This is a genomic window from Paramagnetospirillum kuznetsovii (genome assembly GCF_003284725.1).
In the GTDB taxonomy this organism is placed as follows: domain Bacteria; phylum Pseudomonadota; class Alphaproteobacteria; order Rhodospirillales; family Magnetospirillaceae; genus Phaeospirillum; species Phaeospirillum kuznetsovii.
On record NZ_PGTO01000018.1, the window covers coordinates 1 to 24,716 of the forward strand.

Consider the following 24,716-nt stretch of genomic DNA (forward strand, 5'->3'; position numbering starts at 1 on the left):
CACCGGCGACGCCAAGCACGTGTCCGAGGATTCGGCCAGCGTGTCCGGTCATGTGAGCGTGACCGACGCCGACCACGATCAGGCGGTGATGCAGGAGACGACCCAGGAGACGCCGGAAGGCACCTTCACCATGGGGACCGACGGCAATTGGAGCTTCGCGGTCAATGCCGACGCGGTGCAGGGCATGGCGGCGGGCGAGAGCCTGACCAAGGAGTTCAAGATCCACTCGGCGGACGGCACCGAGCAGACGGTCACCGTGACCATCGACGGCGCCAATGACGCCGCCACCATCAGCGGCAATACCTCCGCTCATGTGGCCGAGGATGGCAACGCCACGGCCACCGGCCATCTTGACGCGGCCGATGTGGATCATGATCAGGCCCATGTCCAGGCGTCCACCATGGTTACCGACCAGGGCACATTCGCCATCGGTACCGACGGCAATTGGAGCTTCCAGGTCAATTCGGCCAATGCCGATGTGCAGGCCCTTGGGGTCGGCGAGAGCATGACCAAGACCTTCGAGGTCAAGTCGGCCGACGGCACTGCCACCCAGACGGTCTCCGTGATCATCGACGGTGGCAACGACGCGCCCACCATCAGCGGCAGCACCAATGCCACCGCAACCGATCACGGCGGCGTCAGCGCGGGTCATGTGACGGCCACGGATGTGGACGCCCATGACACCCTGACCTACTCGTTCGGCTCCAATGCCGACGGTTCGCCCATCACCTCGCTGACCACCGAACACGGCAGCGTCAGCATCAATTCCAGCACCGGTGAATACAGCTTCACCCCCAATGCCGGGGCGGCCAGCCTGGGCGCGGGCGCCAAGGTCACCGATGGCTTCACCGTCACCGTCTCCGACGGTCACGGCGGCACCACCTCGGCCCATGTGGGCGTCGACATCACCGGCAGCAATGACGGGCCGGTGCTCAACGTCTCGCAGCAGACCATGAGTGGCACCGAAAGCACGTCCGACGCGGCCACCGTGGTCACCGGGCATATGACCGCCACCGATGTGGATGCGGGCGATACCCTGTCCTACACGGTCACCGACAACGCGGCCTCCGGACATCACGGCAGCCTGGCGGTGGATGCCAGCGGCAACCTCACCTTTACCGCCACCGACAACAACTGGTCGGGCAGCGACAGCTTCCACGTCCAGGTCAGCGACGGCCATGGCGGCACCACCACCCAGACGGTCAACCTGAATGTTGGCGCGGCGGCGGATGCTCCTGAACTCAGCCTGGAATTGGGGACCGGTTCGTCGGTGACCCTGCCGGGCGAGACGGCGGAAGTGACCATCACCTCGGCCAACATGCTTGCCGGCGATGGTGGGTTCTCGGTGTCGGCCTTCAAGCTGGACGGCTCGGCCGGAACGCTGTCGAGTAACCAGTACGGCTTCGGTGTCGCCGGCGGCGCCTCGGGCGATTCCGCTGAGCTGGGGCAGTCGCGCGGCAGTTCAGAGAAGATCGTGGTCGATTTCGACAACGATGTCTCGACGGCCAATGTTTCCTTTGGTTGGCTTGCGGGCAATGAGCGAGCCCATTACGACCTGTTTAAAGACGGCGTGAAGGTGGGCGAGGGCACGGTTGCCGGCATTACCGACAACGTCGATCCGACCATCAGCATCAGCCCCACCAATGGCGGCAATTTCGATCAGATCGTCTTCTCGGCGCCCAGCGGCGGCGATAACGACTACATGATCCATTCCATCAGCTTCCAGGAAGCCGAGCCCGGCGAGCGGGTTATCGACTATCCCTTGAACGTGTCGTCCAGCCTGACAGATACCGACGGCTCGGAAAGCCTAGCGGTCAGCCTGAACGGCTTGCCCGAGGGTGCGGTCATCATGGACGCGTCTGGTAACGTGGTCGGGACGGCTGGCAACGACGGCACTTGGTCTTTGCCTGGCGGTCAGATCGATGGACTGACCCTGCGGGTGCCTGCCGATAGCGAAGGCTTCACCCTGGCCGCCACCGCAACCTCGACCGAATCCAGTAACCAGGATTCGGCTTCGACCTCGGTCAGCGTCAATGTGCAACACATCAACTCTGACCCGACGGTCACCCTTGAGGGTGGTACCGGAACCGAGGATAACGCGGTGACCGGACATGTGGTCGGCGCCGATGTGAATACCGGCGATACCCTGGGCTACCATGTCGAAGGCGGCGTGTCCGACGGCCACGGCAACGAGTTGCTGACCACCGATCACGGCGTCGTAAGCCTGGATACCGCGACGGGCGAGTACACCTTCACCCCCAATGCCAATTGGGCGGGCAATGACAGCTTCAGCGTCACCGTCTCGGACGGCAACGGCGGCAGCGTCACCCAGAGCGTGGCTGTGCATGTGGATGCCGTGGCCGATCAGGCCGGTGTTTCGGTCGCCATCGGTAACGGCACCGTCACGCCGAACGGCAGCTTCACCGTCACCAATCTCGATGGCGAGGCGGGCTATAGCAACACCTACGGCTACTATGTGACCGATGCCAGCGGCAATCCCACCAGCGGCCATGTGATCTGGGCCAACACTCATGCGGATGTGAACCAGACCGTGACCATCACGGGCGTCGATCCCGACCATGTGGGCTTCTTCATCATTCCCAATGGTCACCAGAACGGCGGCCTGGCCGATAACACCGACATCAGCTTCACCAAGGATGCCTCGGGCAATTGGCAGGCCGTCGACTCCCACGGCACGGTGCTGAGCGGCGCGGGCGCCAATGTCCTGTTCGACAAGGGCTGGCTTAATTCCGATCACCTGACCCATACCGAGGACACCAGCCGGGACGGTGGCAACCAGAATTGGGAAGATCTCAGCGGTGGCGGCGACCGCGACTACAACGACACCAATGTCTCGGTGTCGTGGAACGCGGCGGCTCCGACCGCGACGCATCCGCTGACGGTCATCGCCAACTTCCCCGACAGCGACGGCTCCGAGGCCCATGCGGTCAAGCTGACCAACCTGCCAGCGGGTGCCAGCCTGTATCAGGACGGTCATCTGCTGACCCCGGGTGCCGACGGCTCCTATTCGGTCGATCCGACCCATCTGACCGGTCTGTCGGTCAAGACCCCGGCCGGGTTCTCCGGCGACGTCAACGTCACCGTGGAGGCCACCAGCGCCGAGAACGGCACGGTGGCCACTGCCAGCGCCAGCGCGGTGTCGGTGCATGACGATCTCAGCAACCATGGGCCGAGCGCGGCGGCGACCGCCAGCTTCAGCGCCCATACCGACAACGCCATCGCGGGCTCCATCGCCGCCACCGATGCCGACGGCAACCATCTCAGCTTCAGCCTGGGGACCGGCGCCGCCGCTCCGCAGCACGGCTCGGTGGTGCTGGGCATCGACGGCACCTTCACCTATACGCCCAACAGCAATTACACCGGCAGCGATCATTTCAGCGTCACGGTCTCCGACGGCCATGGCGGCACCACCACCCAGGTGGTGACGGTATCCGAGACCAATTCCGGTCCGACCCTGAGCGTGGCGCCGCTGACCACCGCTGATGACCACACCGCCATCAAGGCCACGGCCGCAGGTCGTGACGCCGATGCGGGCGACACCGTCAGCTACAGCCTGCTGGACGGCAGCGGCAACCATGTGACCAGCCTGGACACCGCCCATGGCCATGTGACCATCAATGCGACCACGGGCGAATACACCTTTACGCCGACCAACGACTCGTCGCTGGCCGTCGGCAAGACCCTGCCCGACAGCTTCAAGGTGGTCGCCACCGACAACCATGGCGCCAACTCCGATCCGGCCACCGTCAACGTGACCATCACCGGCAGCAATGACGGGCCGGTGGTCAGCGCCTCGCAGCAGACCATGAGCGGCACCGAAAGCACGTCCGGCGCGGCGACCACGGTCACCGGCGCTCGGGTCGTCGCCACCGATGTGGACGTGGGCGACACCCTGTCCTACACGGTCACCGACAATGCGGCCTCCGGTCATCACGGCGCCCTGTCGGTGGACGGCAGCGGCAATCTCAGCTTCACCGCCTCGGACAACAACTGGTCGGGCAGCGACAGCTTCCACGTCCAGGTCAGCGATGGTCACGGCGGCACCGCCACCCAGACCGTCAATGTCAATGTGGCAGGCGCCGCCGATCAGGCGACGGTGGGTGTGTCCATCGGCGCCGGAACCGAAAGCCCCGGCGGCAGCTTCACCGTCACCAATCTGGATAACACCGCCTCGGCCGGCTATCACAACACCTACGGCTACTATGTGATGGATGCCAGCGGCAATCCGACCACTGGCGGGGTGATCTGGGCCGATGTGCATGCGTCGCCCAACGCCGTGGCCACGGTGGCCGGCGTTGACCCCGACCGGATCGGCTTCTTCATCGTCCCCGATGGTCACAGCAACAACGCCAGTCTCAAGGATGGCGCGGCTCTGACCTTCTCCAAGGACACGTCCGGCAACTGGCAGGCGATGGACTCGGGCGGTCATGCCCTGGTCGGCACCGGCGCCAAGGTGCTGTTCGACAACAGCGCCCTGAACTCCGATAACCATCTGGTCCATGCCCAGGACAGCGGTGCCGTTTCCGGCAATCAGAACTGGGAAGATCTCGCCGGTGGCGGTGATCGCGACTACAACGACGTCAACATGTCGGTGGTTTGGGGGGCGGCCGCTCCGACCTCAACCCATCCTCTGACGGTGACCGCCAACTTCCCCGATATGGACGGATCCGAAGGCCATGCGGTGAAGCTGTCCGGCCTGCCTGCCGGTGCGACGCTGTATCAAGACGGCGTAGCGCTGACGGCGGTCAACGGTGCCTACACCGTCGATCCGACCCATCTGACCGGCCTGTCGGTCAAGACGGCGGCGGGCTTCAACGGCGACATCAACGTCACCGTGACGGCCACCACCACCGAAGGCTCCACCACGGCGACCGCCACGGCGACCGCTTCGGTGCATGACGACCTGTCCAACCACGGGCCGGACGCGGGCGCGGCGGCTTCGGGCTCGACCCTGACCAACACCGCGCTTTTTGGTGTGGTTCAGGCCACGGATGCCGATGGCGACGTGTTGCACTTCGCTCTCGGGACGGGCACCGACGGAGCCCAGCATGGTTCTGTCGTGCTTCTGCCCGACGGCAACTTCACCTATACGCCGGCCAGCAACTTCGTCGGCACCGACAGCTTCAAGGTCACCATCGCCGACGGCCATGGCGGCACCACCACCGAGACGGTCAGCGTCACCGTGGCGGCGCCCAACCATGCGCCGGTCATCGATGCGGCCCATACCACGGCCAGCGTCACGGTGGATTACGCGCACACCAACACCGCCAATATCGGCCAAGTCACCGCCACCGACGTGGACGGCGACAAGCTGACCTATACCGTGGCGGCGGGCGGCGAGCATCATGGCTCGCTGGTCATGGACTCCAGCAGCGGCTCGTTCTTCTACGATGCCAATGACACCAGTTGGAGCGGCAAGGACGTCTTTACCGTCAATGTCAGCGACGGTCATGGCGGCAGCACCAACCAGACCATCACCATCAACGAAATCGGCGGAAGGACGTCTGGCGACGGTCACAGTGCCGGTGGCCTCAATGACGGCCAGAAGGTCGGTTGGGGCAACGGCGGCGGCCGTGACGAGAGCTGGGGCGACAAGGGCTCGTGGGAAGTGGGCGGCGCGGCCCATGGCGACAGCCATGGCGGCAAGAGCCACAACAGCCATGGCGGCCATGTCACCAACGCGACGGATGATGGCACCAATTGGGGCAGCGGCTGGTATGCCTGGGACTCGGGCAATCCGGGTGGCGCGGGCACCGGCGACCGCTTCTCCATCGAGGGCGATAACCGTCATAACGAGGTCTATAAGGGCGAGAGCGGAGATACGCTGATCGCCGCCGGTGGCAATGACTATCTGTCGTTGGACAATGGCGCCGGCAAGCAGATGATTTCCGGCTACGACCATATCCAGATGGGCAATGGCGAGCACGCGACCCTCGACATGACCACGCCCAACATGGACTACGGCAATCTGACCGTGGCGGGTGGTACCGGCCATGACGTGATCTGGACCGCCAGCGGCAATGATCTCATCACCGCCGGTAATGGGACCACCACCGTCCATGCGGGCGCGGGCAACGACACCATCGTGGCCGGTGCAGGCGACGACGTGCTGATGGGCCAGGACGGCAGCGACACCTTCATGTTCGACTTCGGTCACGGCCATGCCACCGTCGACGGCGGCGCGGGCGCGACCTGGACGGATACTCTGGACCTGTCCACCGACATGCATGCGGGGGCCACCATCACCATCACCACCGCCGACCATCAGAGTTGGACGGTGGCGTCCGATGGCGACCACCATGCCGCCGCCACGGTCAATCTGGGTCTGGACAAGGCCGGTGATGTCACCATCCATTCGGCGGGTGGCGACGAGACGATCCACTTCACCAACATCGAGTCCATCAAGTATTAAGGTGATATGGTAAGGTTTCCGAGCCCGTCCGCCGCAAGGCTGGCGGGCTCGATTTTTTGGGGCGGACATGGACGACAGCACGCCAGAGCGCGATGAATAGAGCCGTTCCCGGACTGGCGGGTTGGCGCTTTCACCGCAGACTTATAAGCACGGATTTCTCGGAGATCTGGCTGGCCGAGGATGCCGCCTTGGGCCGTCCGGTCGCCGTCAAGATCTTTGCTCCCAAGGCCGACGACCAAGGAATGATCCCACCCTTTCATGTGGATGAATGGCGGCGTCGTTTTTTCCAGGAAGCGCGCCTGATGGCGCGGTTCGACCATCCCCATATCGTCCCGGTGGTGGCGCTGTCGGCCCTCGACGACGGCCGACCGGCACTTTTCATGCAGTACATGACGGGGTCGCTGATGACCGAGATCGGTACGGACATATTCGCGCCGAAGGAAAGGGCGGCCCAGCCCCCAGAGCAGCAGTCCCGCGCGGTTTCTCCTGGCCGGACCAAGCAGATCCTGGTGGAAGTGCTGATGGCCTTGACGGCGATCCATGAACGCGGCGTGGTCCACCGCGACTTGAAGCCGCGCAATGTGCTGCTGTGCAACGGTCCGGGCAGCCGCCTCAAGATCAGTGATTTCGGAATGGCCAAGACGTCGGATGAGGCGCGGTCCAAGGACTCCATCTGGTTCGGCACCCGCGATTACATCGCCCCCGAGCAATACGCCAATGCCACCCACGCCACCGACCGCTCGGACATCTTTTCGGTGGGAGTCATTGGCATTCGCCTGTTGACCGGGCACTTTCCCGATCGCGAGCGTCTAAGGACGCTCGAAGGGTGTCCCGCCGCCCTGATCGACCTGCTGAGCGAGGCGCTGTCCCAACAGCCGAGCATGCGGCCCGGTGCCCGCGACATGCTGCGCCGCCTGGTGGACATCTCCCTGTAGTCCTTGCGATTCCGTGGTCGCCGGGCGCATGATCCAAGGAATGCAACTGTCCGGTCGCCGGTCATGATTTCCTCGGTTTCCCTGAACACCCTTGTCGGCGGTCTTGGCGCCCAGACCCGCGTGGCTGAGACGGCGGCGACCAATATCGTCAACGCCACCACCGAAGGATACCAGGCCCAGCAAGGCCAGTTGGTCTCCAAGCCGCTGAACGGTGCCGACTACATCCCTCTTCCTCCCGAGGGCGATGTGGATCTTGGCCGTGAGCTGGTCAATCTCAGTCAGGCCAGCCACAGCTATGCCGCCGCCGCCAAGGCGTTTTCCAGCATCTCCGAAACCGAAAAGCGCGCCTTGGATTCTCTGGCGTAGGGAAAAGCCGCCGACGGTGGGTTGGCTGTCGCGCGCTCCTGGGTGATACTGCGCCCGAATACTTGATGATCGCATTGGGAGGGAACGCGCCATGACGGCAGGCAACGCCGCATCCTATCTGTACGCTCCGGACATGGAGCGCATGGCGCGCGGTGATCTGAAGAAACTTCAGTTGGAGCGCTTGCGGTCGCTGTTGGCGCATGCCTGGACCAATGTTCCCCATTACCGGGCCAGTTTCGACGCGGCGGGGGTCAAGCCCGACGACTTGCGGGATTTGGAAGACCTCGCCCGCTTTCCCTTCATGGTCAAGACCGACCTTCGGGAAAACTATCCCTTCAAGCTGTTCGCCGTCCCCCGCGAGAAGGTCGTTCGCATCCATGCCAGTTCCGGCACCACCGGCAAGCCCACCGTGGTCGGCTATACCGAGGCTGACTTGGATGTCTGGGCGGGACTGATGGCGCGCACCCTGGCGGCGGCGGGGGTCCGCCCCGGCGACGTGGTGCACAACGCCTATGGCTATGGCCTGTTCACCGGCGGGCTCGGCTTTCATTACGGCGCCGAGCGGCTGAAATGCTCGGTGGTTCCCATGTCAGGCGGCAATACCGAAAAGCAGATCGGCCTGATCATGGATTTTGGCGCCCGCGTTCTGGCGGCGACCCCGTCCTATGCTCTGAATATCGCCGAGGTGGCGGTACAGATGGGCGTCGATATCGCCGGTTCAAGCCTGGCCGTCGGGGTGTTCGGCGCCGAGCCCTGGACCGAGACCATGCGCGGTGAAATCGACCGTCGGCTCGGCATTCATGCCCACGACACCTATGGCCTGTCCGAGATCATGGGGCCCGGCGTGGCGGCGGAGTGCGAGCATCGCTGCGGCCTGCACGGCTGGGAGGACCATTTCCTGTTCGAGATCATCGATCCCGAAACGCTACAGCCCTTGCCCATGGGCAAGCAAGGGGAACTGGTCATTACCACCCTGACCAAGCAGGCTTTGCCCATGGTGCGCTATCGGACCCGCGATATCACCAGCCTGATCGACGAGCCCTGCGCCTGCGGCCGCACCCATGCGCGCATCAAGCGGGTGACCGGCCGCAACGACGACATGATGATCATCCGGGGCGTCAACATCTATCCCAGTCAGATCGAAGCCGTGCTGGTGGGTTTCCCCGGCATCGCGCCACATTACCTGCTGACCTTGTCGCGCCAGGGGGCCATGGATCACCTGACGGTGGAAGCGGAATCCCTGGCCCGCGAAAGCGAGGGCAATCGCTCCCATGTGGCGCAGCAACTGCGCCATCACATCAAGTCCATCATCGGCGTGACCTGCGAAGTGATCGTGCGGTTGCCGGGGGAATTGCCGCGTTCCCAGGGCAAGGCGGTGCGGGTGCGGGATCTCCGTAAAGGGGCGGATGAGTGACCGGTTGCGCGACGGGCGGCGATGCCCGCATCATGCCGCCTCGTCAACTTGGCCGGATATTTCAGTCATGAGCGCAACCGAGGGCACCGTTTGCCGCTATTTCCAGTCCTATTCCGGGGTGAAGCTTCCCCTCAAGCTGGTCAATCCGCTTGACGAAGGCGATCTGGAGAACCGCAACACCTTCATGCGGGCCTATTTCGACGGGCAGGACCGCATGATGGGATGCGACAAGTTGGTCTATGGCGATATTCAGATCTCGCACCGCTACGCGTACCACCCCAACGGGGTTCTGAGCCGGGCGGAGATCACCATGGACGACGAAGTGTCCGTCCTGGAGTTCGGCGAGGACGGCACTCCGCGCCGAGGCTGAGGTCATCCGCTCGTCGTTTGATGTGAGCCTGGGGCGGGCGGGACGCCCGCGCTCCAAACGGCGCGCTCTTCTCGGAGCGCGGCCGTCCCGGCCGCTTTCCACCAGAGACGGCCGACAGTATCAGTGCTTCAGTGAAAACAGCGGGGCGTCGATATCGGTGTCGTGGCGGACCAATTCATCGAGGAAGGTCATGAACAGCGTCCGCCTGCCCTTGGAATCGTCGGGTGACAGTCGCGCCAGTTCCCCCAGCATGTTCAGCAGGCGGCGATGGTCGTCGATCATGATTTGGCGTGAGTTCCAGTCCGAGGTTATGAAAAGTTCCTCTTCCACCTGGAAATGTTCCGACATCCGCAATTGCAGCATGTTGATGGCGCGGGCAACGCTAGAGTGCTCCTCACCCTTCAGAATCACCGGCTCCAGACGGTTCATCATGCGATAGAGGCGATTGTGCTCGGCTTCGATGACGGGGTCGCAATCGTCGTGGTCCCAAGTGGGCATGAGCGTCTTCCTCTCACATGTCTGCCCTTCTCATGTGGGGATGGCCCATCCATGCGTCTAGGGGGGCTATGATTGAGTCACCCATTTTGCGGCCCCGAGACCGGCTCGTCGGCCGGTGGCGAAACTGCCGGTGAGAAGATAGCCGCCGGTGGGGGCTTCCCAGTCCAGCATTTCACCGGCGGCGAATACGCCCGGCATGGTCTTCAGCATCAACTGGCTGTCCAATTCCTCGAACCGGACGCCACCGGCGGTGGAGATGGCCTCGGGCAGGGGCCGGGGTCGCAGCAGTGGCAATGGCAAGGCCTTGATGCTCGCCGCCAGCATGGTCGGATTGTCCAGGTCTTCCCTGGGCAGCAATTCGCGCAGCAATCCCATGGCGGCGGGGTCCAGGGCGAGGGTCTTCTTCAGGAAGGTGGACAGGGATTTCGACCCGCGCGGCCCCGACAGCGCCGCCAGCACGCGCGCCTCGTCCCAATCGGGCATCAGGTCCAAGCTCGCCATGGCAAGGCCGTTCGCGGCGATGGCGTCACGAATGGGGGCCGACAGCGCATAGATGCAACCGCCTTCCATGCCGGTCGCGGTCAGCGTCACCTCGCCGCGCAGCGACTGCTCATCAAAGGACAAGACGACGGTGGACAATCTGCGACCAGCGAACTTGTCGGCGAAATGCCTGCTCCAGTCCAGATCGAAGCCGCAATTGGCGGGCTTCATGGGGGCGATGTCGATGCCGCGTTCGGCCAGCAGTGTCTCCCAGCAGCCGTCCGAGCCCAGATGCGGCCAGGAGGCGCCCCCAAGGGCCAGGACGGTCGCATCGGCCCGCACGGTCACCTCACCTTGGGGGGAGCGGAACCGTAAGCCGCCGTCGGGCGCCCAGCCCAGCCAATAGTGCCGGACGTTGAAGGTGACTCCCTGACTCTTCAGCCGCTTGATCCAGGCGCGCAGCAGCGGGGCCGATTTCATCTCGTCGGGAAAGACCCGGCCGGAACTGCCGACGAAGGTGTCGATTCCCAACTCCTTGGCCCAGCGGCGCAGATCGGCCGGGCCGAAATCCGCCAGCAATGACTGGAACAGCCCTGCCCGTGCGCCGTAGCGGGGAATAAAGCCGCCCAGCGCTTCCGAATGGGTCAGGTTGAGGCCACCCTTACCGGCCAGCAGGAACTTGCGTCCAGGCGACGGCATGGCGTCATGGATGGCGACGTCGATACCGCGCTCGGCCAATACCTCGGCCGCCATCAAACCAGCGGGGCCACCGCCGATGACGATCACGGTCATGGCTTATCCCCTTATGAAAAACGCCCGAACCCAGGATGATCATAGCACGAAGCGGCGGGCGCGTCGCGGCCGGGGGGGGCTATGGGATGCTTGCGCCATGCAGAACGCGCAAGATGGTGACCGCGGTCGCGGAGACTTCGGAGACGATGATTCATCGTCGCAACAGCTTTTCGGAGAGTAAAGATGAGGCTATCTTGCTTCAGGTGAGTGCTGCCTCGCCCCCGGCAGAAAGAATGGAGAAGTCGTGATTGGCGGTTTCATATTCCTGGTCGGCCTCGGAATATTTTTAGGCGGTGGAAAATTGGCGGGAAAGACGCCGGAGCTGTGGTGGAGGTGGCAATAGTTTGATCCATCCTGTCATCCTGAGCGAAGCGAAGGATCTTTCACGTGATAGCGGCTGGAGACGCGGTTGAAAGATCCTTCGGCTTTGCCTCAGGATGACAATTTAAATTGGCATGATAGGGAGGGTGGATGCGCGACCACACCTACACCGTCTATCTCTTGAGCAGTCTGTCAGGCGTACTTTATTGCGGCGTCACCAATAACCTTGAACGCCGCATTGCCGAACACAGAAGCGGGACGGCCGATGGCTTTACCAAACGCTACTTAGTCAATCGCCTCGTCTGGTTTGAATGTAGCGGCGATGTGCGGGCTGCCATTGCAAGGGAGAAGCAGATTAAAGGCTGGAAGCGCTGCCGGAAAGTCGCGTTGATCGAGACGCTCAATCCCGATTGGCGGGACTTGTCCAAGAACTCCCAGTCATCCTGAGGCGAAGCCGAGGGATCTTTCACAATAAGACGGTTAGGCATGAAAAATGCCCTGCCTGCGACTCAGCATGACATCGAAATCACTTCCGCCGATGGCGCGCCAGATACAGCGGCGTGCGCGACTTCGGTACCTTGTGGATGAAGTTATAGCGGGCCACGTGGTAGCTGGGGTCGAAGCCGTAGAAGTTCAGCTTCATATGCTCCAGCTCCTCGGCGCGGTAGGAGTCCAGCGGCTTGGCGGCTTCGTCGGCGGCGCGGGCGAGGCGCTTGGCGATCAGGCGCTCGTCAAGCGTCGGGTCGGCGGCATGGGCTTCGGCCGTCTGCTCGACCAGGGTCCGGAATTCGGCCACGGTCGTGCCGAAATGGGAATCGATCAGGCCAAGGCGCTCGGCCTCCGCCGTTCCCACGGGCAGGCGGGCCTCCACCACCTCGCGGGCCTTGTCTTCGCCGCAGCGCCGGGGCAGCAGATAGGTCCAGTATTCCGAGCCGTAAAGATTGCCCATGCCCTTGTAATGGGGGTTCAGGACCACGGCGTCGCGGGCCAGCACCAGATCGGCGGCCAGGGCCATGAACACGCCTCCGGCTCCGGCATTGCCCTGCATGGCGGCGATGGTGAGATGGCTGCCGCAGGTGATGATGTCGCGGCACAGATCGTTCATGGCGTTGATGTTGCACCAGGATTCCGCGGCCGGGCTGGCGGCGGTCTCGATGGTGCACAGATGGATGCCGTTGGACCAGAAATCCGGGCCGCCCATCAGGACGATGACCTTGGTGGGCCGCTGGGCGGCGGCAAGGAAAGCCTCGCGCAGCCGCTCGCACCGCTCCGTGCTCATGGCGCCGTTGACGAAGGGGAAATGCAGATAGCCGACGCCGTGGCGCTCGTCGTACCAGATGTCGTGATAGCCGGGGGTCTCGGGCAGCTCCAGGGGGCCAAGGACCGCGAGGGCGGGCAGCTTTAACGCATGCTCTTCCCTGGCGCGCAGATGGCCGATCCACACGGCGCCGTCCACCGTGGCCCGCGCCACCGCGCCGCCGGACTGGGCGATCAGGCTTCCCGGCGGGCCGCTCAACCCGTTGGCGGCATGGGCGTCGTGGAGATAGACGGGCTTGGCGCCGATCTCATCCAGCAATCCCGGGGTGCCGTCGGCCGAGCGGATCTTGGCGAGCACGGTGGCGGTGTCGTCCTGGTTCCACCGGATGGCGCGGTCGGCCTGCTTCATGGCGGGCTTCCAGGTGGTGGCGGCGGGACGTGCGCCCTCCGTCTTCTCCAACGCTTCCAACACCGCCGAGACGGCGGCGTCGGCCACTTCGTTGCGGTACAGGCTGGATTTGGAGGCATGCCGCAGGGGAAAGCTCCGGCTGGCCCAGACCGGCCCGGCATCCATTTCCGCCTTGGCCTGCAGGACGGTGACGCCCCAGCTTTCCTTGCCCTCCAGGATGGCCCAGTCCAGCGCCGCCGGTCCCCGGTCGCCGACGGGGCCGGGATGCACGACGAGGCAGAGGTGGTTTTTCCACACCGCTTCCGGGATGGCACGCTTGAGGAAGGGGGCGATGACGACGTCGGGCCTGGCCAGTTCCACCGCCTGGATGGTGACGGCATCGTTGACGTCGAACTCGCAGGACACGTCGTGGCCGCGCTCGGACAGTTCCACCCACAGGCGCTGGGTCAGGCTGTTGAAGCTATGGGCGAGGAGAAGAATGCGCATTTTTTAAATGTCCCTCAAGCGCCGGGCGCCCACATCCGTCCCAAAGGTCTCGCATCGCTGAAAGCGATGCTGAGAGGGCTTGGCTTTCGCGCCACGCGGCGCGCCGGCCCTTGGCCGCAACTCCTCGCTTCGCTCGTCGGTTCGCATGTGCTAGCAGATCCTCGGCAATTGCTCGCCCGCCAGCCAGTCCACCACCCGCATGCCGCCCATGGCGGTTTTCATCTGAACGAAGTGATGGGTATCGGCGCGGCAGGCGCCGATGCGCGCCGCGTCCACCCCCAGCGGATGGGCGCGCATGACCGCCAGCAGGGTCTCGGCGTCCGCCTCGGGGCAGATGCAGATCAGCTTGCCCTCGTTGGCGACGTAAAGCGGGTCCAGGCCCAGCAGCTCGCAGGCGCCGCGCACCTCGGGCTTGACCGGCACCAGTGCCTCTTCCATCAGCATGCCGACGCCCGACTGGCTGGCGATTTCGTTCAAGGTGGCGGCGAGACCGCCACGGGTGGGATCGCGCAGCACATGGATGCCGGGCACCGCCGCGACCATCTCGGCCACCATGGTGTGCAGCGCCGCCGAATCCGACAGGATGGCGGTCTCGAAGCCCAGGCTTTCGCGCTGGCTCATCACCGCGACGCCGTGATCGCCCATGGTGCCGGAAATCAGGATGGCGTCGCCGGGCTTGGCCCTGTCGCCCGAAATCACGACGCCCGCCGGCACCATGCCGATACCGGCGGTGGTGATGAAGATGCCGTCGCCCTTGCCCTTTTCCACCACCTTGGTGTCGCCGGTGACCACCGGGACGCCCGCGTCCCTGCTGGCCTTGGCCATGGAGTCCACGATGCGCTTCAAATCGGCCAGCGGGAAGCCTTCCTCGATGATGAAGCCCGCCGACAGCGACAGCGGAACCGCCCCCGCCATGGCGACATCGTTGACGGTGCCGTGCACGGCGAGGCTACCGATATCGCCGCCGGGAAAGAACAGCGGGCTGATGACATAACCGTCGGTGGTCATCACCATGCGCCCGGCGGGCACGTCGAAGGCGGCCTGATCATTGCGCTGATTCAAGGCCTCGTTGTCGAAGCCTTTGATGAACAGCTCTTCCACCAACTGGGCCATGGCGCGGCCGCCGCCGCCATGGGTGAGGTCGACGCGGCCGGTCTTGAGGTCCAGCGGGCGGGGATGGGCGCGACGGGGCAGGGTCATTCGGTTTCCTCTTCCTCCGGCTCGGGGCCTTGCGGCATGCCGGGTTCGGCGTCGCGGAAGCGACCATAGGTCCAGTGGGCGGCGCAGGCGCCTTCGGCCGAGACCATGCACGAGCCCATGGGGTTTTCCGGGGTGCAGATTGTCCCGAACAGCTTGCAGTCCATGGGCCGCTTGACGCCGCGCAGGATGGCGCCGCATTCGCAGGCCTTGTTGTCGGGCGGCGAGTCCTGGGGCACGTCCCAGCGCCGCTCGGCATCCCAGGCGGCATAGGCCTCCTTCAGCCGAAGGGCGGAGTAGGGCACCAGTCCCAGGCCGCGCCATTCGAACACCCGGCGCAGCTCGAACATCTCGGCCACCAGCGATTTGGCCTTTTCATTGCCGTCGCGGGTGACGGCGCGGGAGAACTCGTTCTCCACCTCGAAGCGGCCCTGGTTGATCTGGCGGATCAGCATGCGCACCGCTTGCAGCACGTCCAGCGGTTCGAACCCGGCGATCACCACCGGGCGCTGGTATTCCTCGGCGAAATACTCGTAGGGGCGCGAGCCGATGATGGTCGACACATGGGCGGGGCCGATGAAGGCGTCCAGCTTGACGGTGCCAAGTTCACGCACTTCCGGGCTGTCGAGGATCTGGGTGATGGCCGACGGCGTCAGCACATGGTTGCAGAACACGCTGAAATTCTTCAGCCCCAGAGCCTGGGCCTGTTTGATGGCGACGGCGGTGGGCGGCGTGGTGGTCTCGAAGCCGATGGCGAAGAACACCACCTGGCGCTCGGGCATGCTTTGGGCCAGCTTCAGGGCATCCAGGGTGGAATAGACCATGCGGATGTCGCAGCCCTCGGCCTTGGCCTTCAGCAGCGACAGCCGCTTGGAACCGGGAACCCGCAGCATGTCGCCATAGGTGCACAGCGTGACGCCGTCCTGCCGGGCCAGCCAGATGGCGGCGTCGATGCGCCCGATGGGCAGCACGCAGACCGGACAGCCAGGGCCGTGGATCATGCGCACATTGGCGGGCAGCAGGTCTTCCAGGCCATAACGGCTGATGGCATGGGTATGGCCGCCGCAGAATTCCATGATGTGATAGCTGCCCGCCGGGTCGGCCTCGGCGGCGATGGCTTTCGCCATGGACTGGGCCACCTGCCCGTCACGGAATTCGTCGATATATTTCACTGGGCGGGCTCCGCCTGTTCCATTTCCCGAAACAGGGCCAGGGTCTGCGCCGCCTCCTCGGGGTCGATCACCGACAGGGCATAGCCCACATGGACGATGACGTAATCGCCCACCTTGACGTCGGAGACCAGCGCCAGCGACACCGTCTTGGTGACGCCGCCCAGATTGACCTTGGCGTTGTCGTCGGCCAGCAATTCGGTCACCAGGGAGGGCAGGGCAAGGCACATGGAGGAATTCCCTTCTTACTCGGTCAGCGCGGCGATCCACGCCTGGCCCAAACTCAGTCCGGCGTCGCCCGGCGACAGGGTCAGGGCGGTCAAGGGCCGCAACCCGGCGGCAGCCAGCCGCTTCATCAACCCCGCCGTCAGCACCTTATTGAGGAAACAGCCGCCGCCCAGCGTGACGGTGGTGGTTCCCGTGGCCTCGGCCGTGGCAATGGCCCAGGCGGCCAAGGCCTCGATCAGGGTGCCGTGGAACAGGTTGGCCCCGGCGACCGGGTCAGTGCAAGCCGACAATCGCGCCAGCAGGGGGGTCAGGTCCAAAATTCCGTCTTGAAGGCTCCAACCTTCGGCCAAGACCTCCGGGCGGGTCACCATGGCTTCCAGCGCCATGGGGGCCTGGCCCTCGAATTTGGCGATGGGATGGATGCCCAGCAAGCCGCAGGCGGCGTCGAACAGCCGTCCGGCGCTGGAGGTCTCGGGGCAGTTCAGCCGCTTGTCCAAGATCTGGCCCAGCATGGCGGCGGCGGGAATATGGCCGAAGCGCGCCGCGATTTCGTCGCCGCGCCCCATGCGGTGCAGGGCGGCCGCCGCCATGCGCCAGGGCTCGCGGGCCGCCATGTCGCCGCCCGGCTGGGACAACAGCGCCAGATGGCCGAGGCGGCGGTAATGGGCGCCGTCGGCCAACAGCAACTCGCCCCCCCAGGACTGGTGGCCGGGGCCGAGGCCGAACCCGTCCAGCGACAGGGCGATCACCGGTCCGTCATGGCCGTTCTCGACCGCCACGGAGGCGGCATGGGCGTGGTGGTGCTGAACCGCCACGGCGGGAAGGTCGAGGCCCAGGGCGAAGCGGGTGGAATGGAAATCGGGGTGCAGGTCGTGGGCCACGCGTACCGGCGCGGCGCCAGTCTCCGCCAGCAGCGCGGCGACCGAATTTTCAAAGGCGATGATGGAATCGGGTGTGCCCAGGTCGCCGTGATCGGCTGACACGAAGGCCTTGTCGTCCTTGGTGACGCAGACGGTGTTCTTGAGGAACGGCCCCACCGCCAGCACCGAGGCAACGGCGCGGGGCAAGGGGATGACGGCGGCAATGGCGGTCATTGGCCCTCACCCTCCCATCGCATCGCGATGGGCCCCACCCTCTCCCGCGAGCGGGCGATGGGATAAGTCCATCTCCCTCGCCCCCCGAGGGGGGGAGAGGGTCGGGGTGAGGGGGGCTGGCAGTCGATGGGGCATTAAGACCCCGCCTGCCCCTTGCGATGGGCGGCCATACGGCGGCGGCCCTCGGTGATCCAGGCCAGCCATTCGTCGAAGCCCTCGCCGGTGCGGGCCGACAATTGAATAACAACGATCTCGGGATTGACCCGGCGGGCATAGGCGATGCAGCGCTCCACGTCGAAATCCGTATGGGGCAGGAGGTCGATCTTGTTGAGGATCATCATGGAGGCGGCGTGGAACATGTCGGGGTATTTGAGCGGCTTGTCCTCGCCCTCGGTCACCGACAGGATCGCCACCTTATAGGCCTCGCCCAGGTCGAAGGCGGCCGGGCAGACCAGATTGCCCACATTCTCGATGAACAGCACCGAATCCTCGGCGATGTCGAGGCGGGCGATGGCGCTTTCCACCATATGGGCGTCGAGATGGCAGCCCTTGCCGGTATTGACCTGCAACGCCGGAATGCCGGTGGCGCGGATACGGTCGGCGTCGAAGCTGGTCTGCTGGTCGCCCTCGATGACGGCCAGGGGGAAGCGGGACTTCAAGGCCTCGGCGGTGCGGCACAAAAGGGTGGTCTTGCCCGAACCGGGGCTGGAGACCAGATTGAGGGCGAAGACGCCGTGGCTTTCCAGCCAGGCCCGATTGCGGCCGGCGAAATCGTTGTTGTGGCCGAGGATGTCCTGCTCGATCTGGACGATGCGCGACTGCGACAAGCCGGGGACATGGACTCCGGCGATGCCGTGGCCGTAATGGATGTGGTCGTGGGAATGGCCGTGATCGTGGTCATGTCCATGATCGTGAGTATGGCCGTGTCCGTGATCGTGAGAGTGGGGATGGCCCTCGACCTTGGCATCCCCGCAGCCGCAAACCGTGCACATCACTCCACCTCCAATTCCTTGATGCGCATCTCCTCGCCCGAGGTGACGGCCAGCTTGGCGCCGCCGCATTTGGGGCAAAGATCGACGCGGGACGTGACTGGGACGTTCTCCGAGCAATCCATGCACCACGCTGCGCCCGGAACCCGGATGATTTCAAGCCTGGCGTCGGCGGTCAGCGGATTGCCCGCCGCCACGGCGCCGAAGCAGAACTCCATGCTTTCCGGCACCACCGTGGACAGCTCGCCGATTTCCAGCCACACCGTCTTGACGCGGGTGAAGCCGTGGGCGGCGGCCTGATCCTCCAGAATGCGGACGACCCCTTCGGTCAGGCTCATCTCATGCATGGTCATGGACCTCGATGGTGCAGGCGACGCAGGGGTCCAGGGCGGCGGCCAGCAGACGGGCGCGCCGGACCAGATCGGGGCCGGCCGCAGCCCCCCGTATTCCCTGGGCGAAGGCTCCGTCGGGGTGAAAGTTCCACTCGGTCGGGGCCAAGATTTGATAGCGGCGCACCACGCCCTCCTGCAATTCCACCCGATGGGCCAAAAGGCCGCGTGCCGCGTCGACCATGCCCAAGCCGACACCCGTTCCATCCATGACGCCGGGGATGAACGGCTCGTCGCACAAATCCTGCACCAGTTCCTCCACCTCCCGCAATGCCGCCGCCACATCCACCAGACGGGCGGCGAAGCGCGGCAACAGGCCGGAGCCATGTTCCGCCATCAAGGCATTGACCAGGGGATGGCCGTGGTGGCGCGACAGCGGCGTGGTTTCCAGGGCGATGCCGCCGTGGTCGGGGCGGGCGACATAATCGCCGCTCTGGTCGTCTTCCAGTCGTTCGGCGAGATCTCGCGGGCCGGTGGCGGACATGAAGTGAACCGGGGTGGCGCCGAATCCGCCAAGGCCTTCGGCCTCGATCCGCCGCAGCAGGCGGGCGGCGACGCAATCGCCCTGGGCGAACCAGCGGCGAAAATCGTCCAGGCCGTCATCCCAGTCGTCGAGATCGCCGAACAGCCGCGCGACCAGATCGGCCAGCAGGCGCGACTGCTCCAGCACGGCGCCGTGATCGACCACCAGCCGTCCGCCGCCGGGGCGCGCCCAATCGCCATCGGGATAGAGGGCGCGCTTGGCGGCCCCGACCATGGGACGCAACGGCTTGACCGCCTCCAACCGTGGCGTCTCGTCCAGCAAGGCGGGCCAGTCGCGCAGGATGGACTGGGCATGTTCGCTCAGGCATTCCACCAGCAACAGATACCGCCTCGCCATGCGCTGCGAGGCGGTGGCCGACAGTCCGGCGGCTTGTTCCAGGGCGGCGGCGCCCGCCAGCGCTTGGGCGGTGCCGCACAGCGCGAACAGGGTGGGCAGCAGGGCGATGACTTGGTTCGGGCCGCGTCCGGCGAGCAGGCGCGAGGCCTGGACCAGGCGGCCGGATCGCATGGCGACATGGGCGACTTGGCCCTGTCTCACCTCAAGCGACACGGAAATTCCGGTATCGGGAAACGCCATCAGGCCTGACCGCTATCCAGCACCTCGGCCAGATAGGCCAGGGCTTCGGCGGCCAGTTCGGGAGCCAGCTTCTCGGCGGCGAAATTGCCGCCGACGCCCAGGATGACGTAATCGCCCACCGCTACCTCGTCTTCCAGCAGCATCAGGCTGGTGGTTCGGGTGGTGCCGAACGCCTCGACGGTGGCCATTCCGTTGGCCATGGAGACGATGCGCGACGGGACGGCCATGCACATGTCAGTTCTCCACCAAACGGGTCTCCGACCCGCGCCGGATGAAACACCGCGGTTTCATCCTAGGCGGCCTTCGGGCGGACCGACAGGCCCAGTGTCTTCAACTCGGCGACAATCATGTCGACCACCTGGGGCAGGATGGCGGCGATGCCGGGCGACAGTTCCATGGCGGTGGCGAAGGATTGGGGCTCGATGCCGAACAACACGATGTTGGCGGGCATCAGGCCGTGGAAATTCAGCGCCGCCAGCATGTCGGAAATGCCTACCTGATGGGGCGAGATCTTGGTCTTGAAGAAGGCCGGAATCTGGTCGCCCGACAATCGGGTGATGGTGCCGGGGTCTTTCTTGGCCCGCATGGCGTCGGCGATCAGCAGATGATCGGCGCCCGAGACCTGATCCAGGCAATCCATGCCCGAGGTGCCGCCGTCGATGACCTCGACCTCCTCGGGCAGGTCGTAACGGGCCAGCAACTCGTTGACGGCGTAGACGCCCACACCCTCATCGGTCAGCAGGATGTTGCCGACGCCCAGAATCACAACGCGCATAAAAACCTCACTGATGTTCCCTCTCCCGCAAGCGGGAGAGGGAAACTCTACACTTACAGCGCCTTGACCTGAACGACTTCCTTGTTGTCCTCGACCACATGCACGGCGCAGGCGAGGCAGGGGTCGAAGGAGTGGATGGTCCGCAGGACTTCCAGCGGCTGCTCGGCATCGGCGATGGGGTTGTCCATCAGCGAGGCCTCGTAGGGGCCAATCTTGTCGTTCTCGTCGCGGGGACCGGCGTTCCAGGTGGAGGGAACGACGCACTGGTAATTGGCGATCTTGCCGTCGCGGATCACCGTCCAATGGGACAACAGGCCGCGCGGCGCCTCGTGGAAGCCATAGCCCATGATCTCGCCCTTGGGGAAGGTGGGCTTGTTGAAGCTGGTGGTGTCGCCCTTGGCGATATTGTCGATCAGGGCCTGCCAGTTCTGGGTCATGACTTCCTGCATGACACCGGCGCGCACGGCGCGGGCGGCATGACGGCCGATGGTGGAGTGCAGCGCCGCCAGCGGAATCTTGGAGCCCAGCAGCGAGGACGCGGTATCCAGCACCTTGGTGGCGTAGGTGATGGTCGGCTGGTGGCCCGCGGCGATGCCGCACAGCACATTGGCCAGCGGACCCACCTGGGCACGTTCGCCGTAGAAGGTCGGCGCCTTCAGCCAGGAATACTTGCCGTCGTCCTGGAAGTCGGTGTAGTTCGGCGTGGTCTCGCCCTTATAGGGATGCAGCGGGCCGGGCTTGGAATAGCTGTACCACGCATGCTTGACGCTTTCCTCGACGCCGTCGCGCAGGAAGGCGTCGCCGAAGGCGGTGATGGGCTTGTACTTGCCGATGTCGCCGCCGGGGATATAGCCGCCAGGGGTCAGGAACTGGGTGCCCTTGGAATCCATGGGGAAGTCGGGGGCCGACAGATAGTTCATGACACCGGCGCCGTACTTGGTCCAGTCGGCGTAGAAGGCGCCGATGGCGGCGATGTCCACCAGATAGACCTTGCGGATGAACTCGCCCAGCGCGTCCATGTGCTCCTTCAGCTTCAGCAGGCGCTCGATGGTGAGCACCGACTGGCTGTCGGTGGCGATGGGGTTGGAGACGCCGCCGACGGCGACGTTCTGGATGTGCGGGCTCTTGGACCCCAGCAGGGTGACGATCTTGTTGGCGTGACGCTGGGCGTCCAGCGCCTGGAGATAGTGCGCCACCGCCAGCAGGTTCACTTCCGGCGACAGCTTCATGGCCGGATGGCCCCAATAGCCGTTGGTGAACGGGCCGAGCTGACCGGAACCCACGAAGCTCTTCAGCTTCTCCAGGGTCTGGGTCATGACGTGCTTGTTGTTCAGCGGCCAGTCGGACAGGCTTTCCGCCAATTGGGCGGTCTTGATGGGATCGGCCTTCAACGCGCTGACCACATCCACCCAGTCCAGCGCCGACAGGTGGTAGAAGTGGACGATATGATCATGGATGGCATGGGCCGAGATGATCATGTTGCGGATGAACTGCGCGTTCACCGGGATTTCCAGGTTCAGCGCGTTTTCCACCGCGCGGACCGAGGTGATGGCATGCACGGTGGTGCAGACGCCGCAGATGCGCTGGGTGATGGCCCAGGCGTCGCGGGGGTCGCGCCCCAGCAGGATCAACTCGACGCCGCGCCACATCTGGCCCGAGGACCAGGCCTTGGTGACCTTGCCGCCGTCAACTTCGACGTCGACGCGCAGATGGCCTTCAATCCGAGTGATGGGATCGATGGTGATTCTCTTGGACACTGCTCAGGTCTCCTTACTCGGCGGCCGCGGTGGTGGAGTGGCCGGGTAGAATGGGGAATTTCCGGACGAAGATGATATAGGCCAGCACTTCGATGGCGATCACCCCGATGGTGACCAGCATCTCGGGGGCGCTGGGGAAGTAGTGCCAGCCGGGGCCGGTGTCGTAGGCGACCAGGAAGGCGTCGATGCGATACAGCACCGCCCCGGTCAGCATGCTCATGGACGCCGCCAGCAGCTTGGAGAGCAGCCTGCGGTTCGAGGGCTTGGACAGCACCACGATCGGGTAGATGAACGCCGCCATCTCGATCAGGAACATCACGCTCTTGATGCCCGAGGTGAAGGCCTTGCCGATGCCGCCGCGCACCATCAGGTCGCCCAGGCGGATGACCACATAGGCGGCCAGGATGCCCATGATGATCTTGCCGATCTTGGACAGCATGGGCAGATCCTCGGCGATGTCGCGCTTGAAGCCGACGGCGGCCAGGGTGGCCTCCAGGATCACGATGGCGAAGCCCATGCACACGGCGGTCAGCAGGAACAGCAGCGGCAGCAGCGGAGTCTGCCACAGCGGATGGATCTGGTAGCCGAACACCACCAGCAACGATCCCAGCGAGGATTGGTGCATGGTCGGCAGCAGCACGCCCAGGCCGATGAAGACGAACATGAACTTGTTCAGGGCCTTCTTGGCGCTTTTCATGCCCAGATGTTCGAGGAAGGCGGGTGAGAACTCGATCCACAGCACCAGGATGTAGCAGCTGATGCAGGCGGCCACTTCGAACATCACCGAGCCGGTCTGGGCATAGCTGGGCGACAGGATGTGCCAGAAGTTCCAGTAGCGGCCCAGATCGATCAGCACCGACAGGCCGCCCAGCGAATAGCCGAACAGCGAGGCGGTCAGGGCCGGGCGCACCAGATGGTGATATTCGCCCCGGTTCAGGATGTAGGTGACCAGGGCCATGGCATAGCCGCCGCAGGCGAAGCCGGTGGCGATGACCACGTCCCACACCACCCAGATGCCCCAGGGGTAGCCGTTGTTGATGTTGGTGACGGCGCCCAGGCCATAGATGAAGCGCTGGGCCAGGAAGTACATGGCGATGACGATCAGCAGGCCGAGCACCATGGTGAACGGGCTGATCAGGCTGCCGCCGATGGCGGAGGCCTTGGCCTTGTTCTTGCGCAGGCGGCTGGCCACTTCGCTGGGGATGGGGTGATTAACCATGAGTCTTCCCCCCCTCGGGATGATCGAACATGTCGAAATCGTCGTCGTCGTGATGGTCCTTCGACCCCTTCCACGCCGCCGCCACCAGACCGGCCAGGGCGACGCCCGGCAGGATCAGGCCGCCATACAGCGTGTGCTGCAAGGTCTCGGAATCGGCGGCATAGGAGCGGTCGGGCAGGCCGACGGGAAGCGCCAGCTTGTCGAACGGCACGCCGGCCAGATAGCGGACCTGGGTGCCGCCCGCGTCCTTCTGGCCGTAGACATGCTCCACGTATTCGGGGGCGGGCTTTTCATGGTTGTCGCCGGAATCGACGGTGCGGCGGGGATAAAGCGCCGCCTCGCCGGGCTTGAGCGCCTTGCGGCGTTCGATCTCGGCCGACAGGGCCGGATAGGTGCCGAACAGGGTGGCGCCGGTGGGGCATTGCTGGGCGCAGGCCGGGATCTTGCCCTCGGCCAGGCGATGCTTGCACAGCTGGCACTTGGCGATCTGCGGCGTCGGGGTGTCGTACTGGAACTGCGGCACGCCGAACGGGCAGGCGGCGACGCAGTAGCGGCAGCCGATGCAGGCGTCCTTGTTGTAGGTGACGACGCCGTCCTCGGGGCGCTTTAGCATGGCCGAGACCGGGCAGGCCGAGACGCAGGAGGGATCGACGCAGTGCAGGCACTGGCGCTTGATATGGGCAAAGCCGTTCTCGGCCTTGTCCTTATTCTCCATGGTGCCGTGCTGATAGACCTTGATGACGGTGTAGGTCTTGCCCGACAGCTCCAGGGGCGTATCCCACAGCTTCTCGCCGATGGTGTCTTCCAGCGGCAGCTCGTTGGCCTCCTTGCAGCCCGACATGCAGGCCTTGCAGCCGATGCAGAGCGTGGAGTCGTAGAGCAGGCCAATGGCCTTGTCGGGCACTTTATTGCTTTCGCGCGCCTCGGCCGGCATGCTCGCCAGGGTGGCGCAGGCGGCTGCTGCCGCCGTGCCGCCCGCCGCGTTGCGCAGGAAGTTGCGTCTGGTGATGCTCATGAC

The 24,716-nt window shown here is 64.8% G+C and carries 21 protein-coding genes; 6 read left to right on the plus strand and 15 right to left on the minus strand.

From position 1 onward, the window contains the following. Positions 1-19: 19 nt before the first annotated feature. From CU669_RS17040 to CU669_RS17060, 5 genes are all read left to right on the plus strand, one after another. Positions 20-6,433, plus strand: coding sequence for an Ig-like domain-containing protein (locus tag CU669_RS17040; RefSeq protein WP_205119489.1), 6,414 nt, complete (start codon positions 20-22; stop codon positions 6,431-6,433). A 92-nt stretch (positions 6,434-6,525) separates the two neighbouring features. Beyond that, positions 6,526-7,368, plus strand: a complete 843-nt coding sequence (locus CU669_RS17045) for a serine/threonine-protein kinase (RefSeq protein ID WP_112146803.1) — start codon at positions 6,526-6,528, stop codon at positions 7,366-7,368. A gap of 63 nt (positions 7,369-7,431) precedes the next feature. After that, positions 7,432-7,734, plus strand: coding sequence for a hypothetical protein (locus CU669_RS17050; protein ID WP_112146804.1), 303 nt, complete (start codon positions 7,432-7,434; stop codon positions 7,732-7,734). A 91-nt stretch (positions 7,735-7,825) separates the two neighbouring features. Then, complete coding sequence (locus CU669_RS17055) at positions 7,826-9,148, plus strand: phenylacetate--CoA ligase family protein (protein ID WP_112146805.1); 1,323 nt, start codon at positions 7,826-7,828, stop codon at positions 9,146-9,148. Between the two features lie 67 nt (positions 9,149-9,215). Then, on the plus strand, positions 9,216-9,518 hold the full coding sequence (locus CU669_RS17060) for a DUF6156 family protein (protein WP_112146806.1): 303 nt from the start codon (positions 9,216-9,218) through the stop codon (positions 9,516-9,518). Positions 9,519-9,638: 120 nt separating this feature from the next. Here CU669_RS17060 and CU669_RS17065 read toward each other — a convergent pair whose 3' ends face one another. Further along, complete coding sequence (locus tag CU669_RS17065) at positions 9,639-10,016, minus strand: hemerythrin domain-containing protein (RefSeq protein WP_112146807.1); 378 nt, start codon at positions 10,014-10,016, stop codon at positions 9,639-9,641. Positions 10,017-10,082: 66 nt separating this feature from the next. Next, positions 10,083-11,288, minus strand: coding sequence for a TIGR03862 family flavoprotein (locus CU669_RS17070; RefSeq protein ID WP_112146808.1), 1,206 nt, complete (start codon positions 11,286-11,288; stop codon positions 10,083-10,085). A 471-nt stretch (positions 11,289-11,759) separates the two neighbouring features. Here CU669_RS17070 and CU669_RS17080 point away from each other — a divergent pair, with 471 nt between their 5' ends. Continuing rightward, positions 11,760-12,056 carry a GIY-YIG nuclease family protein gene (locus CU669_RS17080; RefSeq protein WP_112146810.1) on the plus strand — a complete coding sequence of 99 codons (297 nt, stop codon included), beginning with the start codon at positions 11,760-11,762 and terminating at the stop codon, positions 12,054-12,056. Positions 12,057-12,135: 79 nt separating this feature from the next. On the opposite strand, the gene CU669_RS17085 is transcribed toward CU669_RS17080, so the two are convergent. The 13 genes from CU669_RS17085 to hybA form a co-directional block, all read right to left on the minus strand. After that, complete coding sequence (locus CU669_RS17085; protein ID WP_112146811.1) at positions 12,136-13,761, minus strand: hydrogenase maturation protein; 1,626 nt, start codon at positions 13,759-13,761, stop codon at positions 12,136-12,138. Between the two features lie 150 nt (positions 13,762-13,911). Then, positions 13,912-14,961: a hydrogenase expression/formation protein HypE gene (gene hypE / locus CU669_RS17090; RefSeq protein WP_112146812.1), complete on the minus strand. Its 1,050-nt coding sequence runs from the start codon at positions 14,959-14,961 to the stop codon at positions 13,912-13,914. Beyond that, positions 14,958-16,130, minus strand: a complete 1,173-nt coding sequence (gene hypD / locus CU669_RS17095; RefSeq protein WP_112146813.1) for a hydrogenase formation protein HypD — start codon at positions 16,128-16,130, stop codon at positions 14,958-14,960. The genes hypE and hypD overlap by 4 nt, the downstream gene beginning before the upstream one ends. Further along, positions 16,127-16,357: a HypC/HybG/HupF family hydrogenase formation chaperone gene (locus CU669_RS17100; protein WP_112146814.1), complete on the minus strand. Its 231-nt coding sequence runs from the start codon at positions 16,355-16,357 to the stop codon at positions 16,127-16,129. The genes hypD and CU669_RS17100 overlap by 4 nt, the downstream gene beginning before the upstream one ends. Positions 16,358-16,372: 15 nt before the next feature. Then, a complete protein-coding gene (locus CU669_RS17105; protein ID WP_112146815.1) occupies positions 16,373-17,449 on the minus strand; it encodes a Kae1-like domain-containing protein in 1,077 nt (358 codons plus the stop codon). A 134-nt stretch (positions 17,450-17,583) separates the two neighbouring features. Beyond that, positions 17,584-18,441, minus strand: a complete 858-nt coding sequence (gene hypB / locus CU669_RS17110; RefSeq protein WP_112146816.1) for a hydrogenase nickel incorporation protein HypB — start codon at positions 18,439-18,441, stop codon at positions 17,584-17,586. Then, positions 18,441-18,791, minus strand: coding sequence for a hydrogenase maturation nickel metallochaperone HypA (gene hypA / locus CU669_RS17115; RefSeq protein WP_239988759.1), 351 nt, complete (start codon positions 18,789-18,791; stop codon positions 18,441-18,443). Before hypA ends, hypB begins: the two co-directional genes overlap by 1 nt. Continuing rightward, entirely contained in the window at positions 18,778-19,947 is a 1,170-nt protein-coding gene (locus CU669_RS17120) for a nickel-dependent hydrogenase large subunit (RefSeq protein WP_112146817.1), read from the minus strand. Before CU669_RS17120 ends, hypA begins: the two co-directional genes overlap by 14 nt. Next, positions 19,947-20,180, minus strand: a complete 234-nt coding sequence (locus CU669_RS17125; protein ID WP_112146818.1) for a HypC/HybG/HupF family hydrogenase formation chaperone — start codon at positions 20,178-20,180, stop codon at positions 19,947-19,949. The genes CU669_RS17120 and CU669_RS17125 overlap by 1 nt, the downstream gene beginning before the upstream one ends. 59 nt (positions 20,181-20,239) lie before the next feature. After that, positions 20,240-20,722: a HyaD/HybD family hydrogenase maturation endopeptidase gene (locus CU669_RS17130; RefSeq protein WP_112146819.1), complete on the minus strand. Its 483-nt coding sequence runs from the start codon at positions 20,720-20,722 to the stop codon at positions 20,240-20,242. 53 nt (positions 20,723-20,775) lie between these two features. Further along, complete coding sequence (locus CU669_RS17135) at positions 20,776-22,479, minus strand: nickel-dependent hydrogenase large subunit (RefSeq protein ID WP_112146820.1); 1,704 nt, start codon at positions 22,477-22,479, stop codon at positions 20,776-20,778. A 13-nt stretch (positions 22,480-22,492) separates the two neighbouring features. Further along, entirely contained in the window at positions 22,493-23,698 is a 1,206-nt protein-coding gene (gene hybB / locus CU669_RS17140; RefSeq protein WP_112146821.1) for a Ni/Fe-hydrogenase cytochrome b subunit, read from the minus strand. Further along, the gene (hybA, locus tag CU669_RS17145) at positions 23,691-24,713 is read right to left on the minus strand and encodes a hydrogenase 2 operon protein HybA (RefSeq protein ID WP_112146822.1); all 1,023 of its coding nucleotides are present in this window, start codon (positions 24,711-24,713) and stop codon (positions 23,691-23,693) included. The genes hybB and hybA overlap by 8 nt, the downstream gene beginning before the upstream one ends. Positions 24,714-24,716 lie beyond the last annotated feature (3 nt).